General features: G+C 55.3%; 12 protein-coding genes. 4 read left to right on the top strand and 8 right to left on the bottom strand.

Annotated elements, in window-relative coordinates; genetic code table 11:
- Positions 1-194 precede the first annotated feature (194 nt).
- The 5 genes from AP059_RS04040 to AP059_RS04020 form a co-directional block, all read right to left on the bottom strand.
- Complete coding sequence (locus tag AP059_RS04040) at positions 195-1,301, bottom strand: Gfo/Idh/MocA family protein (RefSeq protein ID WP_059761991.1); 1,107 nt, start codon at positions 1,299-1,301, stop codon at positions 195-197.
- A 95-nt stretch (positions 1,302-1,396) separates the two neighbouring features.
- Positions 1,397-2,164 (bottom strand): SDR family oxidoreductase, encoded by a 768-nt coding sequence (locus AP059_RS04035; RefSeq protein ID WP_059761990.1) that lies wholly within the window; start codon positions 2,162-2,164, stop codon positions 1,397-1,399.
- 24 nt (positions 2,165-2,188) lie between these two features.
- Positions 2,189-3,256 (bottom strand): phosphotransferase family protein, encoded by a 1,068-nt coding sequence (locus AP059_RS04030; RefSeq protein WP_059761989.1) that lies wholly within the window; start codon positions 3,254-3,256, stop codon positions 2,189-2,191.
- 198 nt (positions 3,257-3,454) lie between these two features.
- Positions 3,455-3,769 carry an SCP2 sterol-binding domain-containing protein gene (locus AP059_RS04025; protein ID WP_003182883.1) on the bottom strand — a complete coding sequence of 105 codons (315 nt, stop codon included), beginning with the start codon at positions 3,767-3,769 and terminating at the stop codon, positions 3,455-3,457.
- Positions 3,770-3,824: 55 nt separating this feature from the next.
- Complete coding sequence (locus tag AP059_RS04020; protein ID WP_059761988.1) at positions 3,825-4,538, bottom strand: histidine phosphatase family protein; 714 nt, start codon at positions 4,536-4,538, stop codon at positions 3,825-3,827.
- A 206-nt stretch (positions 4,539-4,744) separates the two neighbouring features.
- On the opposite strand from AP059_RS04020, the gene sohB reads away from it, so the two are divergent.
- Both sohB and AP059_RS04010 read left to right on the top strand, forming a co-directional pair.
- Positions 4,745-5,764, top strand: coding sequence for a protease SohB (sohB, locus tag AP059_RS04015; protein ID WP_059761987.1), 1,020 nt, complete (start codon positions 4,745-4,747; stop codon positions 5,762-5,764).
- 417 nt (positions 5,765-6,181) lie between these two features.
- Positions 6,182-11,128, top strand: a complete 4,947-nt coding sequence (locus AP059_RS04010) for an NEL-type E3 ubiquitin ligase domain-containing protein (protein ID WP_256209693.1) — start codon at positions 6,182-6,184, stop codon at positions 11,126-11,128.
- 112 nt (positions 11,129-11,240) lie between these two features.
- On the opposite strand, the gene AP059_RS04005 is transcribed toward AP059_RS04010, so the two are convergent.
- A complete protein-coding gene (locus tag AP059_RS04005) occupies positions 11,241-11,735 on the bottom strand; it encodes a DUF934 domain-containing protein (protein ID WP_059761985.1) in 495 nt (164 codons plus the stop codon).
- Complete coding sequence (locus tag AP059_RS04000) at positions 11,719-13,377, bottom strand: nitrite/sulfite reductase (RefSeq protein ID WP_059761984.1); 1,659 nt, start codon at positions 13,375-13,377, stop codon at positions 11,719-11,721. The genes AP059_RS04005 and AP059_RS04000 overlap by 17 nt, the downstream gene beginning before the upstream one ends.
- A gap of 482 nt (positions 13,378-13,859) precedes the next feature.
- On the opposite strand from AP059_RS04000, the gene AP059_RS03995 reads away from it, so the two are divergent.
- Positions 13,860-14,951: an ABC transporter substrate-binding protein gene (locus AP059_RS03995; RefSeq protein ID WP_059761983.1), complete on the top strand. Its 1,092-nt coding sequence runs from the start codon at positions 13,860-13,862 to the stop codon at positions 14,949-14,951.
- Here AP059_RS03995 and AP059_RS03990 read toward each other — a convergent pair.
- Entirely contained in the window at positions 14,948-15,163 is a 216-nt protein-coding gene (locus tag AP059_RS03990) for a DUF2970 domain-containing protein (protein WP_059761982.1), read from the bottom strand. The genes AP059_RS03995 and AP059_RS03990 overlap by 4 nt on opposite strands.
- Positions 15,164-15,528: 365 nt before the next feature.
- Between AP059_RS03990 and AP059_RS03985 the strand changes: the two genes are divergently transcribed.
- A complete protein-coding gene (locus AP059_RS03985) occupies positions 15,529-21,717 on the top strand; it encodes an NEL-type E3 ubiquitin ligase domain-containing protein (protein WP_256209691.1) in 6,189 nt (2,062 codons plus the stop codon).
- Positions 21,718-21,722: the final 5 nt, after the last annotated feature.

The following is a 21,722-nucleotide window of genomic DNA, read 5'->3' as shown; positions in this document are numbered from 1 at the left end:
TTCAACGTCACAGTCAGTGGATTTACGACCGCTTCGCAATCGGACGTCGCCTGCGGCAACGGCTACGCCAAACTCGGTGTAGTCGCTGACGAGTAATGCGAGGCTGCGTCCGGGCGCGAAGCGGCCGTAAAACCATTCAACGGAGTGCCTGAAAGACACTACGGTCATCGGTTTTGCGATCATTTGGCGAGTTATCAGAGCGGGACCCAGCGCTGCTCCAGCGCCGCCACGCGAATGGCATCGGCCAGGCGTTCAACGTGCCAGGCTTCTTCGAAGTCGGGGCCGGGCGCGGGCAGCCCGGCGCAGGCTTGAATCACCGCGTGCACTTCCAGGGTTTTTAACTCGTTGTAGCCCAATTGGTGGCCTGCCGCCGGACTGAAAGCCGCGTATCCCGGCAGTGTTGGCCCTGACAGCAAACGTTCGAAGCCCGATTGTCCCTCTAAGCACAGTTGAAGTTCGTTCAAGCGCTCCTGATCGAATTTGAGCGTGCCGCGCGTGCCACTGATTTCAAAACTGAGGTGATTTTTGTAGCCGTGTTTGAGCCAACTGCTGCTCAAGGTGCCGCGAGCGCCCTGACTGAAGCGCAGCAAGGCATGGGTCTGGTCGTCTACGCGGATGCTTTTTTGCTCATGACTGCCCGTGTGTGCGGGACGCTGCGGGTGCACGGTCAGGCTGTCGGCGCACACCGCTTCAATGTCGCCCAGCAGATAGCGCGCCAGGGCCAACAGGTGGCTGCCCAAATCGGCCAGTGCCCCGCCAGCATGCCCCGGCTCGCAGCGCCATGACCAGGGCGCGGCCGGATCGGCCATGAAGTCTTCACTGAATTCACCCTCAAAGCTGACGATGCGACCCAGATCGCCACGCGCAATCATGTCGCGGGCCAGCACCAGCATCGGGTTGTGCTGATAGTTATAACCCACGCGTGTTACGACACCGGCGGCCTTGGCTGCCTGGCGCATTTCATCGGCCTGTTGCAGGCTCACGGCCAAGGGCTTTTCGCAGTACACGGCTTTGCCTGCCGCAATCGCTGCCATCGCCATCGGGAAGTGCAAGTGGTTGGGGGTGGTGATGGCCACCAGGTCCACGTCGGGGTTGGCGATCAATTGCTGCCAGTCGCTGTGGGCCTGAGCAAAGCCCCATGCGCCAGCACAGTGTCGGGCCCGTTCAGCGTCGGCATCCGCCAGCGCCGCCAGGTGCAGTTTCACCGGCAACTCGAAGGCTGCACTGACGTTGCGAAACGCCAGCGCATGCGCGCGTCCCATAAATCCGGTGCCGATCAAGCCTATTCCAAGTGAACGCATAGCCACTTCCTTTGAATTCTTATGTTCAGGGAAGGCCATTAATGGAATAAATATTTCGAATTTGCAATAAGTAGAACTAAATTATTGATTTGGTCTCAGGATAAAAACCCGCCATCCACATTCAATGAAATGCCGGTGGTGTAGGTGGAAGCAGCGCTGGCCAGATACAGCACCGCGCCGGCCATTTCATCCGGCTCGGCGACACGTTTGAGTGGCACCTGTTGCAACACGCCCTTGAGGATGGCTTCGTTTTTGACCAGCGCCGAGGCGAATTGAGTGTCGGTCAGGCCCGGTAGCAAGGCGTTGCAGCGAATGCCAAACGAGGCGCACTCCTTGGCAAACACTTTGGTCATGTTGATCACCGCCGCCTTGGTCATTGAGTAAACGCCCTGGAACGCTCCCGGCGAGACGCCATTGATAGAGGCAACGTTGATGATGCTGCCGCCCCCGTGTTCACGCATCAACTTGCCGCCTTCAACCGACATGAAGAAGTAGCCGCGAATGTTCACGTCGACGGTTTTTTGGAACGCGCCGAGGTCGGTGTCCAGCACGTTGCAGAACTGCGGGTTGGTGGCCGCGTTGTTGACCAGAATATCGAGGCGCCCGAACTCGGCACGAATGCGCGCGAAGGTGTGGTGGATCTGTTCCATGTCGCCGATATGGCAAGCAATCGCGGTGGCGTTACCACCTTGCGCGATGATTGCATCCGCGACCCGTTGGCAGCCCTCAAGCTTGCGACTGGAAACGATCACATGGGCGCCTTGTTGGGCCAGCAGCTTGGCGATGGCTTCGCCGATGCCACGGCTGGCGCCTGAAACAAAGGCAATTTTGCCATCAAGGTCGAACAGTTGAGTTTTGGACATGCTGATTCCCTAGTGAGCGCAGGTTTAAAGGCTGGACTGGCGGATGACCTTAAGGCTCATCTGCTCCAGCAGTGCATTCATCTGTACAAACGGGGCGAAACGTTTGTCTTGAGTCTGGCCGTGGTAGTAGCGGTAGTAGATCTGTTGAACGATGCCTGCCAGGCGGAACAAACCGTAGATGTAATAGAAATCGTAGTTGTCGATCTGAATGCCGGAACGTTGTGCGTAGTAATCAACGAATTCACGGCGGGTCAACATGCCGGGAGCATTGCTCGGTTGGCGTCGCATGTGTTGCACGACGGGTGGATCATCGGCTTCTATCCAATAGGCGAGGCTGTTGCCCAGGTCCATCAGCGGGTCACCCAGTGTGGTGAGTTCCCAATCCAGCACGCCCACGATCTGCATCGGGTTATGCGGGTCGAGGATCACGTTGTCAAAGCGGTAGTCGTTGTGAACGATGGCAGGCGTCGGATGATCGGCAGGCATCTTTTCCTTGAGCCACGCCTTGACCGCTTCCCACTGCGGGGCATCCGGGGTCAGGGCCTTTTCGTAACGATCACACCAACCGCTGATCTGGCGATATACATAACCTTCTGGCTTGCCCAGATCGGCCAGCCCACAGGCCGTGTAGTCGACACTGTGCAACTCGACCAGTGTGTCGATAAAACGGTGGCACAGTTGGCCGGTGTGCGCAGGGGAGAGGTTCAGTTCAGGGGGCAGGTCGGAACGCAGAATGATGCCCTTGACCCGCTCCATCACATAGAACTCACTGCCGATCAGCGTCTCATCGGTGCAGTGGGCGTAGGCTTTGGGGCAGTAGGGGAAGGCGTCCTTGAGATGATTGAGCAGGCGAAACTCACGGCCCATGTCGTGAGCGGATTTGGCTTTGTGGCCAAAGGGCGGACGCCGCAGCACCAGTTCGACACCCGGATACTCGATCAGGTACGTCAGATTCGAAGCCCCGCCCGGAAACTGGCTGATGGTCGGCAGGCCAGAGAGCCCTGCAATATGGGCCTTGAGATACGGATCAACCTGGCTGACGTCGAGTTCTTCGCCAGGGCGGATACGGGTGGACGAGTCGGTGAGCGCCATATCTATCTCTTCTGCTTATTTTTAAGGCCAGACAACATTCGCTAATCTAATGGGCCACCCCGTTCGCGACAAGTCGATGCCGGCCTTAATAGGCGTGGGTGTTAAGGGGTAATCAGTGTCTCTGATGGCAGTTGCACAAAACGCAGCGCAAAAAAAACCGAAGCTGCGTGGGCTCCGGTTTTTCGTGGTGCGCTGGGCTTAGCTCGGGAAGAGTTCGCTCAGTTTCATGGCCAGCATCATGTCGCCTTCAGCGCGCAGCTTGCCGCCCATAAAGGCCTGCATGCCGTCTGTTTCGCCGCTGACGATGCCTTCCAGGGTTTCGCCGTCCATCACCAGAGTCACTTGAGCGTCCGGGTTTTCGCCTTCTTGCAGTTCGCAGGTGCTGTCTTTAACGATCAGCGAGAAGTTCTTGGTGTCATCAATGCGAAAGCCAAACACCAGGTCCAGGCCAGCAGCAGCGGCTGGGTTGAATTTGGCTTTCATTGCTTGCACGGCATCAGCTACAGAAGTCATGGTTCGATCCTTTTATGGTGGGTTACGGCGACCCGAGGGTCGCGGTTGCCGACGCTCAACGATAGGTGATGAGTGACGGCGTCTTCAACAGTTGCAAATGCACATGACTGTTGAAGGAAGCCAGTGTCACCTCGCGGCCTTGAAACTTGAGGCGACTGAGCGAGGTGTTTGCTATTTGCCAGGTCAGCTTGAACGCGTCGTTGGCGGGAATGCGGGTCAACAGGTGAAGCAGGGCGGTGATGGTGCCGCCGGAGGTGAACACAGCGATAGTGTGCTGCGTGTCATGGGCGTGATCGAGCAGTCGATTGAGGCCGCCCTGCACACGCTCGACAAAGGCCAGCCAGCTTTCCAGCTCGGGGGTGTCCCAAGTGCCGCTGAGCCAACGCGCAACAATCAGATCGAAAATGCGCTGGAATTCGACCGGGTCATGGGCGGCGTCGGTCATCGCGGCCACGGCGTGGGGTTCATCCGGCAACAAGCCGGGAAGCAAGGCTTTAAGCACGCCGAATGCATCGAATTCATTGAAGGCTGCGTCAACTTCCAGTGTGGGCCTGGCTAACCCGGCGGCGCTGAACTGCTCCAGCGCATGGCGGGCCGTGTCTTGCTGGCGCGTCAGATCTCCGGATACACAGCGGTCAAAGCACACGCCCAGGTCAACCAGGTGCTGGCCGACTATTTGTGCCTGTCGCTCGCCCAGCGGCGACAGCACGTCGTAGTCGTCTGCGCCGAAGGAGGCTTGGCCATGTCTTATCAAGTAGATGCTGCCCACGTCCGCTATGCCCCGGTACGTTGAAAGTCTGGCGAGGTTAGGAGTAAGCCGGGAAGCTGTCAATGAAAAAACATACGCTCGTTTGAATTGCCCGATGCGCCTGCCTACAAGGTGTTTCGCGGCTGGCAGCCTCAGGTTGGCGCCGGTATGCTGAGCGTCATCACGCACCCCGCGATTCACGGGGTGTAACGTTTAAAGGAGAGTCTGTGGAATTTCTAGCCGAGTACGCCAGTTTTTTGGCTAAAACCGTGACCCTGGTGGTCGCTATCATCGTGGTCCTGGTTGCACTCGCCGCGTTGCGGGGCAAAGGCCGTCGTTCGACAGGGCAATTGCAGGTCATCAAGATGAATGACTTCTACAAAGGCCTGCGTGAGCGCCTGGAACAGTCGCTGTTGTCCAAAGGCCAGCTCAAGTCGTTACGCAAGCAGACAGGTAAAGCCGATAAAAAACTTAAAAAACAACCCGACGACAAGCCTCGTGTCTTTGTGCTGGATTTCGACGGTGATATCAAAGCTTCTGCCACTGAAAGCCTGCGTCACGAAATTACGGCATTGCTGACCCTGGCCACCCCGGCCGACGAAGTTGTGCTGCGCCTGGAAAGCGGCGGCGGCATGGTGCACAGCTATGGGTTGGCGTCTTCGCAACTGGCCCGTATTCGTCAAGCGGGTATCCCTCTCACGGTGTGTATCGACAAAGTGGCGGCCAGTGGCGGCTATATGATGGCGTGCATTGGCGCCAAAATTATCAGCGCACCTTTTGCCATCCTGGGTTCGATCGGTGTGGTCGCTCAACTGCCCAACGTCAATCGTCTGTTGAAAAAACATGACATTGATTACGAAGTGCTCACGGCCGGCGAATACAAGAGAACACTCACAGTGTTTGGCGAAAACACTGAAAAGGGTCGGGAAAAATTCCAACAGGACTTGGATATCACCCACCAGTTATTCAAAAACTTTGTGTCTCAATACCGCCCGCAGTTGGCGATTGATGAAGTGGCCACAGGTGAAGTCTGGTTAGGCGTAGCGGCGGTTGAAAAACAACTGGTGGATGAGTTGAAAACCAGCGATGAGTATTTGTGCGAGCGTGCACAGACTGCGCAGCTCTACCACCTGCATTACGCCCAGCGTAAAAGTTTGCAGGAGCGTGTTGGGCTGGCAGCCAGCACCTCGGCGGAACACTTGGTCGACTCGGTCTGGAAGCGTGTGTCGCAACAGCGTTTCTGGTAAGCCTGCGGTCCTGTCGCGATGGGTTCATCCGGCAGTCTGTCCACAATGTTTTCAACGCCGCATCACCGAGCGTAGATACATTTTGGACAGAGCGTGGCAAAGAGCGCTGGCATGAGTGGGTGATAAGTCGCGCACGCTTTAAGGTTTATTCGTGATCACCCCTGCGAGGTATTAAATAGGTAACGCCTGTGCCGCAAGGCCAGTATTTAAGCTGACGTTTCTAATGTGAAACAGGCTTTTGTCATGGCTAACGGGAATGAAATAACACCTAGCGCCGCTATAAAGTTGGTCGCTGATCAGTCAAGAACTCTGGCCACTACGCGCGCCGACAATAAGCATCAAACGTTGATACCCACTCTACTGCCTCCCTGGTTTGTTAACGCACCGGGGTATGTGCGTGATTCACTGCGTGAAAGTATGCAGCGACGACACGACTCCTATAAAGAAGTCTCTCGTATCCTGGCCACAGTAACGCCAATGGTGCAATTTGTAGAAACGCGTCTAAAAACCGCATTAACAGCTCAGGGTTGGCATAGCGTTGACGTCAAGCGCTATGGACTCAAACACGTCCATCTGGCGAGTAATGTGTTGGGGTTTATTGCGCGGCAAAACATTAACGTTGTTGACTCCTTTATTCGCCTGTTATTCCCCACGTCGTGGGTGCCTGAGTCGCTTGAAATCAACGTGGGCGCGACCTCGACGTATCAGAGCTTGGTGCAGGCAGCCATGCAGAACTTTGAGCCTTCAGAAACGCAGGCCGAGGGTTTCGATCCGGGAACGTGCATCTATTCGGTGAATAATAATCAGCCCACCTTGCACAGCGAACTGGCGCCTGAACAGTTTGCGCGCGTGTGCCGGGACTTGAATGCGGGCGTGCAATATCAGTTGCATCTGGACCGTGTTTTTACACCGGTCGAAGACGCATGGCCCGCCACGGACCCTCGGGCACAGGCCTATAAAATAAAGAGCGTCTTCAGTGCCAATTTACGCCATGAGTTTTCATGCGCCTTGCACATGGCCTACATGAAAAACGACATCAGTGTTGAGTCGTATAGTTTTGGTTTTCATCTGTTATTGGGCCCTTCATCGGTGTTTTCCATGGGCAACCCAGCCTATGGCGTATTCGAATTAATGGAAGTGGAAGTCACAGGGATCATGGTGCTATGGCCGCAGCGAAAGCCCGCGTCGCAGACGCAACCCTGCTTGGTCTATCTTCCCCAATGCCCTGATAAAACATTCTATGAGTTTGAGACGTTCAGTGAGTTTCAGGTGCATTTACGTGAATGGTTGAAGCGCCCCGAGTTTGCCGACTATTTTGCACAACGCGTACCACTGAGTCAGCGCGCAGAGTTTGTACGCCGGACGCATCATAAACATGCGTCGTGGGACTCACTGCTCTTGCGGCGCCCGCCGATTATTTATGAACCTGCGTTGTTCACAGAGTCACGCGCCACCCCCAGAACCGATGACCCTTTCGAAGTGATGTGGCTACAGCAATTAAAGCGGATCAAAGATGATGCGCGATTATTGATTGTGCCCACGGAAGATCAAGACACCCGCGAGCGCCTGGAGCGTCAGGCCACGTATTTAAACCTGGGCATCAGTGTGTTGGGGCTGGCATTGGGTTTTGTCCCGGTGTTGGGGGAAGTGTTATTGGCGGCGAGTGTTATCCAGCTGGGTGAAGAGGTCTACGCGGGTATCAAGGCGTGGAGGGCCGATGACAAAGTGGCCGCCATTAATTACTTATTTGATATCGCACAGAATGTGGCGTTGCTCGCAGGTCCCGCAGCGGCCAGCAAAACCTTGAAGGCGCCAGCGGGGGTGGATGCGCTGGTCCCAGTCAGACTTGAAAACGGCGCACGTAAACTATGGAAGCCGCAGATGGCGCCTTATGCGGTAGAAGGTGTTGGTCTTGCTGGAATCAAGCCGGACGCGCAGGGCATTTATACACGTAATGGCCAGTCATATATCAAGCTGGATGACAAGGTGTATAGCCTGCACACAGAGGCTTCAACGCAGGTATTTTCCGTGCGCCATCCCACCGACCCGACGGCGTACCGGCCCAAGTTGCAACATAACGGCATGGGTGCCTGGACCCATGAACTGGACCGTCCCCTTGAGTGGACTCGTCTGCAATTATTTCGCCGCCTTGGCCCAGACGCGCAGGCTTTATCCGCCCATGCCGCCGATCATCTTTTGGCTGCGACCAACACCTCGGACGCTGTGCTGTGCAGGTTACTGATAGATAACCTGAGTACGCCGGCCTTATTGGCCGATGGTCTTAAACGTATGGCACTGATCGAAAGAATTGAGGCGTTCATTGCCCGAATGCAGCGTGCCCAGACCGGGCACATGTCTGATGCGGACATACAGTTGAACGTATTGCCTCAGCTCCCTGGCTGGCCAGCCGACCGGGTATTGCGCGTGGTCAGCGACGATGGCCAGGCGTTTAAAGAATACGGGAAAGATCTGGTCTCCAGGCTGCCACGGCTGCAAGTGTCTGAATCGCAGGTGGCCAAGGGGGACTTGTTGAGGGTGACGCTGGAATGCCTGTCGGCGGGTCAGATAGAAGGCTTGCTAGGTCAAAAGCTGTCATCACTTGAACTGCAAGTTCGAGGGCTGGCTCAACACCTGGGAGATTTTACGCAAGCACAAAAAAACGAGGTGTTTTCATCTCTCTACCTTCAAGGTGAAACGCTTGGCACTGCCGGGAGCATCGTTAAACGGCAATTTCCAGGTTTGTCGGCAGCGGTGATCACGGAGTTGCTGGAGCACTTGACTGCCGAACAAGTCAGCCTGCTTGAGCGCGAAGAGCGCTTGCCCATGACGGTGCTGGAGGAGGCCCGTCATTTCGTGCAAAACCTGCGTTTGAACCGCGCCTTGGAGGGCTTGTTTTACGATGCCTTGAGCACTGAAGACAGCCTGGCGCTTGGGTGGAAAGCCTTGCCTTGGCTGCCCGGCTGGCCCGCAGACTTGCGCTTGGTCATTCGCGACAAGGCCAATGGACTTGAACTCGACAGTGCAGGCAGTGCAACGGCGCGCCGTGTGCGTGAACTGTTCAAGAGTGCGCAGGGTTACGAATACTTCGGAACATCTTCGGGCAATATCTACAGCTCCCCGTCACTGTTCAATTGCGTTCTGACGCTGCTGTCAGCCAATGAGCGTTCAGCGATGGGGCTTACAATCCACGAGCCGCATGCCTCACTCAAAGCAAAAGTTGCGCGTGTGGCGGCTGAAGAACGTCACCGAAGCGCACAGGTATTGGGCATGCATAGCCTTAAACCCTGGTTTAAATCACCGATGCGTTTAGCTGACGGCCGGGTGGGTTATACCCTTGGCGGCCGTTCCGGGCGCATTTTGCCTGATGTTCAGCCTGTGTTGCTCAAACATCAGGTTGTGGAGTTATACCCCCTAATGAGTGATGAGCAGGCCGGGCAGTTTCTGCATCGCTTAAGACTGCCGGTTGAGCAGATTGCCCGTGCATTAAGTGCGCTTAAGGCTGAACTTGAAACGCTGCGTCATGATCTTCATGTGTGGGAAACCTCCACGGTCTGGAGTCAGCCGCTCAATGCCCCGCGGTTTAAGGTGTCGGCACAGGTAAAAAGGTCCATCAGCCAAGCGTTGATACGTGCCTGGCGGCGGCAAACGCCCAGCGCCCACATAGGCGGGCATACCGGTTATGAACTGGACCTGAATGCCTGGCCCGTCGACTGTCTGCCCGCGTTGTCGGCTGACTATGCGCATATCAATGTGTTGAGTTTGAGCCAATCACCGGGCGGGGCGTTTCCTCCCCACTTTCTTGATAAGTTCCACCAGTTGCGGGTTCTGTCGCTCAAGCAAAACAAACTGGTGGAGCTGCCCGGATCGATTGGCGCAATGAGCGAGTTGCTGGATCTGGATCTCAGAGGGAATCAGCTTGTATTAACCCCTCAGGCCGCCAGTAAGCTGGCAGCACTGACCAAGCTCAAGTCACTCAACCTCACGGGCAATCCGTTAGGTAGCAGGTTGCGGGTCAGCCAAATGAGAGCGCTTGAGTATTTGTATGTGCGCTATACGGGCCTTACGCAGTGGCCCGAGGGTATTGAGCTGCTTGAGCAGCTTAAAACAGTGGACTTGCGTGACAACGCGATCACTCATGTTCCGGCGCACGTGCTAACCGCCCAACGCAGTGCCATTAACCGTGTGACGTTTTTGCACGACAACCCGTTGAGCAATGATTCGTTACGCCGTCTCTATCTTTACCAACGCGAGCAGGGCATTAGTTTTGGGATTTCGATCCCGCGTCATCATGTCATTCCTCGACGCGGCATTGAGCATTGGGCGGTTGCGCCAAACGCTGCGCAGCGCGTCGTCTGGGAGGACTTGAACGGGGCCGAGTATTCATCGGATTTTTTTCGGGTACTGGAAGACTTGAGTGAGTCATCGCAATTTGTCCAGGCGCGTGAAGATTTACGCCTGCGCGTCTGGACGCTGCTGAGCGCCATGCATGAAAACAGCGGTTTGCGCGGTCGAGTGTTTGAGGTCAGCACCCACCCGCGCACGTGTTCAGACGGCATTGCAATGGTGTTTGCCGATCTTGAGCTGCAACAACAAATCTACATGGCTGAGCACCGGCCACAGACCGAGGAGCAACTGCTGAAACTGGCCCGGGGGTTATTCAGGATCGACTTGCTCAACCAGCATGTTGAATCCGTTATTGCGCTGCTTATGGCACAGGTACGCGCCCAGTCCTTGGAGGCTGTAGAGCAACTGCAACAACTGAGCGATGCGATAAGCCCTGACTTTTCAGCCAAGCCGGTGACTCAAATGACGCCACAAGAACGCCAGGGGGTTGCGTACCGACTCGGCTCGCCGCAAGCGCTTGCGCTGGCAGAAAGGCTTAGCCCTGTGTGGCTGGAAAACCGTTTGGCGCAAATCGATCCGTTGGAAGTGCAGATGTACTACCACATTCATTTGGCAGAGACGCTGAACTTACCCAGCAGGCCCAAGAGTATGCGCTTTGTGAATGCTGCCAACGTGACGCCAGAGCAGCTAGAGATTGCGCGAGCGTATGTAATGGCTCAGGAAACACCTGAAGCGCTCACGGCGAATATTATTGCCAGGGATTTTTGGAAGGTTTTTTTGGAGAAAAAATACCCGGATATCTTTAAGGCTTCAGACACACCCCATCAGGAACACATGGATACGCTCTTCACAGGGCGTGAGAGCGTGTCGAGTGACGAGTATGCGTCGCAAGCGCAGTTGATTGCGGGCGTACACGACCAGTCCAGACTGGCGTTGGTCACGCGCCTGACCCGCCAGGAGATTGAGCGGTATCCGCAGCTTATGTTCCCGGCCCTGCCTTCAACGTCCAGTGGTGGCTAGGCTCAGTACCCAATGCATCAATGCCCGGTTATGTGCGTTGATAACATTTCGTACAAGCCCTGGTGTTGCAGCCCTGACTCATTGGTTGAATCAGTCAGGGCCATCACAGGGCTCAGCGGCGACGGAAAAGCGGTTGCGGCTCGTCGGTCGATGCTTGATACGTCACGCTGAAATCTTTCAAACCTTCAAGCGCTTCGTACGGGTCTTTGTCGGCCCGAATAGCAAAGGCATCAAACCCGCAGCGGTGCAGGTAGAACAACTGATCGCGCAATACATCACCAATGGCGCGCAGTTCACCTGTGTAGTGGTAGCGATCTCGCAGCAGACGGGCGTTGGAGTAACTACGCCCGTCAGTAAAGGCCGGGAAGTTCAGGGCGATGACCTGAAAGTTCGCGACGTCACTGCCAAGTTCTTCGGCCTCTTCGTCACTGTCCAGCCACACGCCCAGGCCGCCATCGCGGGCCTTGAGCGCCGGGCCGTGCTCGCGCCACAACGCCAGTGGAACGATCAGGTCATCACAGTTAGAGATATCGTCGAAGTTCGTGTCTTTTGGCAGTAAATGCCAAGTTTCATCGATCACTTCGTTGTTTTTAATGATTCGTTGCATAGACGCGCTCCTTGAAGGGATCGATGCCAATACGTTGATAGGTGTCGATAAAGCGCTCGTCTTCGTTGCGTTTTTCAACGTAAACGTCGATCAGTTTTTCAATCACATCCGGCATGTCGTCCTGAGCGAACGAAGGACCCAGGATCTTGCCCAGGCTCGCGTCACGGCTGGCGCTGCCACCCAGCGACACCTGATAGAACTCGGCGCCTTTTTTATCCACGCCCAGAATGCCGATGTGCCCAACGTGGTGGTGGCCACAGGCATTCATGCAACCGGAAATGTTCAGGTCAAGCTCACCAATGTCGAACAGGTAATCCAGGTCGTCAAAGCGGCGCTGGATCGATTCGGCAATCGGGATCGACTTGGCGTTGGCCAGCGAGCAAAAATCCCCGCCCGGGCAGCAGATCATGTCGGTCAGCAAGCCAATGTTTGGCGTGGCAAAACCTTGCTCACGCAGTTCACCCCACATGGTGAACAACTGGCTTTCTTCAACGTCGGCCAGAATGATGTTCTGCTCGTGAGAGGTCCGCAGTTGGCCAAAGCTGTAGCGATCGGCCATGTCGGCAATGCCGTCCCACTGCTTGTCTGTCACATCGCCTGGAGCAACGCCCGTCGGTTTGAGCGACAGGGTAACAGCGACATAGCCCGGCTTTTTGTGGGCCAGGGTGTTGCGGATGCGCCAGCGAGCAAAGCCTGGGTGCTGGGCGTCGAGCGCTGCCAGTTCGGCGCCGAAATCAGGCAAGTCCTTGTAGTCGGGGTCGACAAAGTGCTTGGCAATTCGCTGCACTTCGGCCTCGGTCAGGGTGGTGGACCCGCCGCGCAGGTGAACCATTTCGGCTTCAACCCGCTCTGCGAACACTTCAGGCGTCAGGGCCTTGACCAGAATCTTGATCCGCGCCTTGTACTTGTTGTCCCGACGGCCATAGCGGTTGTACACCCGCAGGATGGATTCCAGGTAGCTGAGCAGGTGTTGCCACGGCAAAAATTCGTTAATAAACGAACCAATCACCGGCGTACGGCCCAAGCCGCCGCCAACCAGTACACGAAAGCCCAGCTCGCCGGCTTCGTTGAACACCGGTTCAAGACCGATGTCGTGCACTTCAATGGCCGCACGGTCTGAAGCAGAACCGTTGATTGCGATTTTGAATTTGCGCGGCAAGTAAGCGAATTCGGGGTGGAAGGTCGTCCATTGACGGACGATCTCACACCAGGGGCGTGAGTCGATCAATTCATCGGCGGCAACACCGGCGAACTGGTCAGTGGTGACGTTACGCAAGCAGTTGCCGCTGGTCTGAATGGCGTGCATTTGCACAGTGGCCAGCTCTTGCAGAATGTCCGGCACGTCTTCGAGCGCCGGCCAGTTGAACTGCACGTTCTGGCGGGTACTGATGTGGGCATAGCCCTTGTCGTAGTCGCGGGCGATCTTGGCCATCATCCGCGCTTGACGCGAGGTGAGTTGGCCATAAGGCACGGCAACCCGCAGCATCGGGGCAAAGCGTTGAACATAAAGGCCATTTTGCAGGCGCAGGGGGCGGAACTCTTCTTCGCTCAGCTCACCTGCCAGATAGCGTCGGGTCTGATCCCGGAACTGCTTTACGCGGTCCTCGATGATCCGCTGATCGTACTCGTCATATACGTACATATAGGTCCTGTTCTCAGGCTGCTAACAGCTTATCTGCGCGCACGGCCGCGCACTCCCCACGGAGCGAGGCACGATACCAGTTTGCAGTTATGCGCAAAAGTGATGTTTAAGCATATGTAAAGAACCAAAACGACTATAAGAGGCTGATTCTCAATCACTTACTTGTGTTGTGGGCATTGCTCAACTTAACTGATTAAAGTCTTCAAGCATTCACCCATAAAACCGAAAAAAGGCGATGCGATGAGTACTCCAGTCAAAGTGCGTAAAAGCGACAGCAAGGTCGATGCGTGGGCCATTTTTTTTATGATTGTTTTGGTCGTGGCGGCGGCTGTTTTTTGGGTCAGCCGCCAGTGACCTGAACGTGAAGGGGCAACACCTGCTCCATTCCAGAGCGATTGATTACCGGGCAAGCGACAGCGGGCCAGCTGTCTAGTGGTATTGTGCCAGCTACCAGACGGGTCAATGTTCAGGGACAGGTGACAATGCTCAAGTTTTTGCGCCAATGCGTAGTCGTGCTGTGCCTGCCATTTTCGATGGTGGCTCACAGCGCGACGGTATTGTTTCTTAATCCCGGCAACGCTGATGAAACTTTTTGGGTGAGCTATTCGCAGTTCATGCAGGCGGCGGCCCAGGATTTAGGCATGCACCTGGAGGTGCAATACGCCGGGCGCTCGCCTGATAAATCAATCGCTCAGGCGCGAGCAGCGCTGCAAGGAGCGCGCCGCCCCGATTACTTGATCTTCGTCAACGAGCAATACATTGCCCCGCAAATCCTGCGTCTCTCACAAGGCAGCGGCGTAAAGCTGTTCATGGTTCATAACGGGCTGACCCGTGAACAGATACAAATGGTCGGCACAGATGCGGGTAACTATTCAGGCTGGGTGGGCAGCATGGTGACCAACGACGAGGAGGGCGGCTACCTGATGCTCAATGAGTTGGTGCGTCAGCATGCGGCGTTGGGACCGACCAAGACGTTGGATCTCGTGGCCTTTTCGGGCGTAAAAAATACCCCGGCATCGCGCTGGCGGGAAAAAGGCATGCTGCGCGCGCTACGCGAGCACCCTCAGGTGCGCTTGCGCCAAATGGTTTACGGCGAGTGGAGTCAGCAGCGCGCTTACGAACAGGCAAAGCAACTGTTTAAACGCTACCCCGACACTGCGTTGGTGTGGTCGGCCAATGACGAAATGGCGTTTGGGGCCATGCACGCCGCACAAGAAGCAGGTCGCGTTGCTGGCCGCGACATGTTGTTCAGCGCGGTCAACAGCTCCATCCCTGCATTGCAAGCACGAATCGACGGGCGATTGAGTGCGCTGGTGGCCGGGCACTTCACCTTGGGAGGTTGGGCGATGGTCCTGCTCAACGATGATGCCAAGGGTATCGACTTCACCCGTTTTGGCGGGCGAGATCGCCTAGTACCCTTGTTGCAACTGATTGATGTCGATCAAGCCAGGCACTTGCTGAGCATCACACGCGAGCAGCATTATCAGTTGCCCTTCAAGCGGTTTTCAGCCCAGGGAAAACCTGACAGCTATGTGTATCCCTTTAGCCTTAAATCGGTGCTTCAAGCCCCTTAAACGCCCGACAGGTGCAGGACCAACCTGACAATGGCGTACAACGTCAGCGCAAATACCCCGGTAAACAGCAAACCCAGAATCAAAAACTGGCTGGGTTTGCCGTGGGTAAAGTCTCGCGTTCTGTTTTTCGCGCTTTGCACCCCGAAAGCGGCGGCCATCACACTGTGCAGAACCTGCCAAAAAGTGGGCGGATTGTTGTCGGGATCGTCCATACCATCCTCACCTGTCCATTGAATATGCACTGGTTTGAGGATAGTCAAAGGCCATTGCCCCGGTGCTTTAGAAGACGGTCGGTGCGCAGCCTCTAAATATGTACCGCATTAAGCATTGCTTCTTTCGTTTTACTGGTGCTCCCCACTGAGTTATCAGGAGAGACTCAATGCCAGCTTCCACCATGCCCCCAGGGCTAGGCCCTCACGCAGAATTTATCAGGGATAAAATGCCTGCGTGGATCAAGCACAGCCTTCCCGATGACATAAAGCGCTTGCGCGCCGGGGGCTGCCCCGAGCATCAAACGCAAGATCAGGCCACTTATGACAATGCCCCTCTATGGTTACGCGAGGCGTTGAACCGCAGCATGGCACGCAGCCGTGCGGCCAATGTAGCGTTGGCAAGAACACTCAAAGGTCTCGAAGGCATTAGCGCATTTGCCGAGCCGCGCCTGAAGGCCGCATTGCTGAGTCAGCGGGGCACCGGGCGAGAGATGGATGTCAACAAAGACTGTTTATTTTATTTACGGCGTGATCAACCCGTACAAGTACAGAGCCTGTTACAGGCAGCTTTACTCAACTTTGAAGGTAACGAGACATTTTCTGTGCGGGTCAATGGGCAGTTCAGTGCATTGGCACCGGCAGGGGCTTTACCTGTTGCTCCCCGTAAACCGTGTTCATGGTTTAGCTATGCACTCATTGCCGATCCCCTGGTTCATGGGTCGGGTTATTTTGTGGACAAGGTTGAAGACGAGGTTAAAAACTCCACATCGCCCAGCGGCTTTAGTTATAGCGAAACACTGGAGATGCAGCCCTGGACCTTCTCAAATGTGTGCCGAACGCTGGATCTGGGTCGCCAGTATCAGGAGCATTTGAGCGCACACTTCGATGCGCCGACCAAAGCGCCGCGGGTGCGCCGCCAAATGGCGCAGGCGCAAAAGGAGTTATTGACGGTACGCATGCATACGGCCTTGATGAAGCGCGACATCAGTGCGCATGCACATCAAATGCTGAGCGCGATACTCGATGGCCAGCCCCATCCTCGGTTCTATAACAAGCCAGTGGTGTTTAGCCAACTGAGCCTGTTTGGTTTTGTTCTCGCCGATGTTCTGCTAATCGGCCCGTATCGCTCGACGCTGCCCGTCACCGAGTTAGCTCAAACCGGGCTGGGGTTTGAACTGCCCGTGTTTAAAAAACCGGATCCCGAACCGCTGCTGGTGTATCTCCCTGGCGCTACGTTACACCCGCTTAAGGAATACAAGTCGCTGGAAGACTTTGAACATGAGTTGGCAAACGACCTGTTGAAGCCCCACGACCAGCAACTGTTTTCAACGTGGGTGCATCAAGGCGACGCGCAAGCTTTTCTTCAGCGACTTAATAATCAGCTGTATCTGAAGGGGTCTGGTCCTGATGACGCTCACGCGCGGATAAACACCGATGACGTAAGCCTGAGAATCAGCCAAACGTATATCCAGACATCGCCCGCTGAGTTGTTTCACGTATTGACCGACCTTCATATCGAGCGACTCAAAGCCAATGCGCGAGTGTTGGCGGTACCTACGGCAGATGCAGACAGCAAATTGTTGCAGGAGCGACTGGATTATTACCTGGGGCTGGGGATGGACGTGGTGAATGTGGCCGCATTCTTTATTCCGGGCGTGGGCGAAATCATGATGGCGGTCATGGCTTTGCAAATCGCAATGGAGATCTATCACGGACTGGAATCATTCAGCGTGGGCGACATGGACGGTGCTTGGTCACATTTGGAGTCGGTAGCAATCAATGTCGCTATGGGGGCGGGAATTGCGGGCGCGGGTTATGGCATCAGCAAGATCCCGGCCGAATGGATTGCCAAGGTGAAGTCGATTGTTCTGCCAGGGGGAGAAATCCGTTTATGGAAGCCGGATATGGTGCCCTATCAGGCCGACGCTACGTTCGATCCGCAGGTTCAGCCCAATGTTTTGGGGCAGTACGTGGTCGATGGTAAAACCTGGGTGCAAATAGACCAGCACTTTTACGAGCAGACCCTGGACGCGAAAACCAACACCTGGCGGGTCAAGCATCCGAATGACAGTGAAGCCTATGAACCTGTGCTTGAGCACAACCATGAAGGTGCATGGCGTTTTGCTCATGAGCGACCACTGGAGTGGGAGCGGCCAGTACTCTTGCGGCGGCTGGGGCCTGTTACCCGGATGTTCGATGATCAGATGCTGACGCACATAGGCGATGTGAGTGACATCAGCGACGCAGTTCTGCGCAAGATGCATGTGGATGATTTACCAGTACCGGCCCGCTTGGCGGATATGCTTGATTGGTTCGCAGAGAACCCCAAAGTAGATATTTTTCAGGTGAAATCCAGCGACCCTGATCTGGCACTGCTGCGGCGCAGATTTACGCCGTTGTCTGAGCGAGAGGCTCAGGAAGTCCTTGGGTTGGCCAGTGCACGGGAAGTGGCAAGCCTGCGCACGGGACGAGTACCCAGACGCCTGGACGATATGGCACGCAGTTACGCGCAGCAGGGGCGCTTGAACCGAGCGCTGGCCGGTTTGTTCGTGCCCGACTTGGTGTCTGCTGACAGTCAGCGATTATTGGCCTATCTCACAGAGCATGTGCCCGGTAACACAAAGGGTGAAGCTGCGCAGCAAGCCAAAGCACTGGGTGCATACGCAACGTCGCATCGCACTGAGATGGCGCGTGCTTTAAACATGCGAGTGCCCAGGTCCAGGCCGTACCTGCGCCGCGAAAATGGCCGGCTGGGCTATGCATTGTCTGGCGGGGGAAGCACCTTTGCTTTCGATGAGTCACTGGTGTCCAGGTTACGAGATGTCTATCCAAATATCACCGACGAGCAAGCCATCCTCTACGTGAGCAGGCGCTTGAGAGAGGGCGACACTGAGCAGCAGGTCTTTCATTTTTTGGCCAATCAGCAACGGGAGTTTCAGGCCTTGCGTGCAGCGCTGGAACCGTGGGTGAATGCAGCGGGCAGGGACTTTGATTTGCGAAACCGCGGGTTGGTCCGCGACAGGCTGATGAGGTGCTGGCGTGAAGGGGTGTTGGACAATGAACAGCCACACGCGGACCTTGATCTGGCGGATATCAAGGATCTACCGCCAATGGAGGCAGATTTTTCCCACGTCAGATCAATAAGAATGGAAGCATCGATGCTACTTGGCGAGTCAGGTGCCGCGCTGATAACGCGCTTTCCCGGCGTTGAGCGCTTTGAGCTGAACCTTGAACCGCGGGACATGATGCAGGTGGTTGAGCGGCTTAATACTCTGCCGGGGGTCAAGGAGCTGTCATTTGTGACTGCGGGAGAGCCGTATTCGCCGAACTTTCTGCATCGGCTCACTGCAATGACGCAGCTTGAGCGACTCACACTCGTTGGCCCAATGGGCACGCTGGATGTGAGTAACCTGCTCAGGTTGATTGAGCTAAAGGTCTCGATGAGTGTGATGGAATGGCCGACGGGTGTTCTGGCGCTTGAACATCTACAAGGGCTGGACTTGCAGGGTTGCGTGTTACGAGAGCTGCCAGATGCCATGTTTTCCGGGCATGAGCGTTTATGGCGGGGGCTGCGCCTTGATTGGTCGCACATGGATTCACAAACGGTAATTAAAGCCTATGACTACTTGAGTGAGAGTTCGGCTCACTTAGCCGATATGGAACGGTGGGTTTCTAATTATTGCGACAAGAGTTTACGCAATTTACTGCCGCAACACTTTGGCTCTGCTGAAGAACTGATGGCACAGGTGCGCCTTCAGGGCGAGGCGCCTCGAGATCTGTTAGTGCGAATCGCCGGCTTGAAACAGGAACAACGCATTTTGAATGAGGGTATATCCACTTGGTTAGAGGCCGCGGAGGTCCCCGATACTTATTCATTTCGCGTGCAGCTTGTCGGTAAGCTCAAAAGTGCCTGGCATACGGGTTTGTTACGGCGATTAGGGGTGGATCAAGAGATCGCGGGTTCTTCCTGGCGAAGCGAACCTGCCGGTCAGACGCTAAATCTGTCGGGAAGTACATTGATTGACCTGCCAAACCTTCCGCGCACTGGGTTTGAACATGTGCAGCATTTGAATATGTATGGCTTGCGTGTGTCGAGTGAATCGTTGAACCGGTTTTTAGGTTCATTTACGCAAGTACGCGAGTTGAACTTGAGCGCTAACAACATCACGCATTATTTGCCCGAGATGGGTAATTTCACTCAGCTCAGGGAACTTAACCTCTCCTATAACGACTTGAGATTTACGCCCTCGGCTTTAGAACGTTTGAATCGTTTGAGTCAACTACAAAAGCTCAATTTGAGGGGTAATCGCGTCGGGGCACTGGATGTCAGTTCGATGAGGCAACTGGAAGAGCTCGACTTGGCTAACACGGGTATCACCGAGTGGCCGAGGGGTGTGCTGGAGCTTGCACATTTACGTGAGCTTGATCTATCACGCAGCGCAATTACGGTCGTGCCCGAAGCTGCACTGAGCGGGCATGACGCACTTATGGCCAATACCCGCCTGAATGGATGTGCGTTGACTCCCGCCAGTTGTTCGTCGCTGTTGAACTACGCCAAACGCACTCGCAGCATCAGTGCTGGATGGATCCCAAGAGGCTTACTGATTGAAGGCAAGACGGGCGGCATACCGGAATTTTTTCCGGCCGAGGTGTCTGATCAACCAGACTTGTTGCTGCCTGCGCCCTTAGACCTGGCGCCGAGCGATGCTTTGCTGACACCGGCTGCCCGATTGCAAAGGATTGATCCAGGTTTAGGCTTACAAGAAGCCATTGATCGCGTTGATCAATGGCTGACCCAAGGCCACAGTGCATTGGAAATTGATGCACGGCTCGAGGGGTGGCAGCGTCAGCACAGCGCCACAATCCAGCAACTTAATCGCTGGATCGACATACAAAGTTACCGAGACGAGGGCCGCTGGATCAGTTCAATGGATCGCAGGCGAGCGGCGGACAGGCTGGTGTTGGCCTGGCGTCGCTCATTGGGCGCAGTCGCTACATCAGGAGCTGAAGACCTTGATGCGCTTAACTTTTCAGACCTGTGTCTGGGCGATCTGCCAGCGCTGCCCTTGTCACTTGAGCATGTAACGCAATTGAATTTGAGCGGCGTAAGGCTGACGGAAGACGGCGCCAATGATTTCCTGCGGTCATTTCCCCGATTGCGTGACCTGCAACTCAATAACAATGCGCTGAGTCGTTTACCTGAAGCCGTTGACTCTCTTGATGCCCTGACACGACTGGAGGTATCGCACAACAGGCTGAGGAACAGCGCTGAGTTGCAGCGCCAGTTGCGGCCGTTGCAGCATTTGGAGTGGCTCGATTTGAGTATGAACACTCTGGACAGCCTCGATGTAACCGGCCTTAACCAGTTACGCACCTTGAACGTGAGCGGTAACCGACTGGTCCGCTGGCCTGTGGCTGTGCTGGATCTGCCTGAACTCAGTGCGTTGGACCTCAGTAATAACCAAATCGAGGATGTTTCCATTTCGATTCTTGAGTTAAATCACAACCGCTTAATGGCGGGCACAGACATCACTGATAATTATCTGGACCGCAATGCACTTGAGGTGTTGCGCGATTATGAGGCAGAGACCGGGATTGGCCTTGGTTATACGCGCACAGAGATTGAGTCCCAACTGAGTGAGTTTGACGATATAGACGATTCCTCTGAAACCGAACGCGATGAAGATCTTGAAACTGGCGACAATGAGTCCGGGCAAGTGCAGAAAGATAGATGGTTCAAGGATGTGCCCGATGACGCCGACAAACATGCGATCTGGGAAGAGCTTTATAGTCGGGAGGGAAGTGAAGGGCTCTTTCATTTGTTGTCTGAATTGAAAGTCACCAGGGACTTTATAGAAGAAAAAGAGCAGCTTACTGCGCGGGTCTGGGATGTTCTGCGGGCGGCGTACGAAAACCGGGAGTTATGCGCTGATTTGTTCATCCGCGCGCGATCGCATTATACGTGTGGTGACGGGCGCATCTTGTTGTTCAGTGACCTTGAAGTGAAGGTGTATGAGTTCAATGCACTCAAAGACATAGCGCCAGGAGCCAAAAGCCGGGTGTTATTGAACTTGTCCAGAAGCCTTTTTCGCTTGGGCAAGCTGGAGGAAATTGCTCAGGATGTGATCAAGTTGCGGCCGCGAAGCGATCCCGCAGAAATCCGCTTGGTCTATCGCGTCAGTTTGGCCCAGCGTCTTGGATTGCCGAGGCAACCTAAAGACATGCTGTACAGAAACATAGCGAAAGTCACGCCGGAGGCAATCGAGCGCGCTTACCTGGAGGTCATTGCTGCTGAAGATACACCCGCGTTTATGGAGCAATTATTGGGGCGTGAGTACTGGGTTGACTTCTTAACGTCTCAATACCCGGGTGATTTTTTGGCGTTGGAACAACGTCAACAGAGCGAGATTGAAGCATTGGAGGCGCGTTTTACCGCCATCGATGACGCCTACAGTAAAGCCGTCGATGCCTTAGGCAAGAAAAATGCTGCCGAACTTAAGCAATTGCTCACGCAGCTCACAGAGCGTGAGCGCTCGCAGGTCGCAGATAACTGAGTCGT

The organism is Pseudomonas sp. TAA207, assembly GCF_001529285.1.
Lineage (GTDB): Bacteria > Pseudomonadota > Gammaproteobacteria > Pseudomonadales > Pseudomonadaceae > Aquipseudomonas > Aquipseudomonas weihenstephanensis.
The sequence above is the reverse complement of the archived record's forward strand: the minus strand, read 5'-3'. Positions and strand labels throughout refer to the sequence as shown.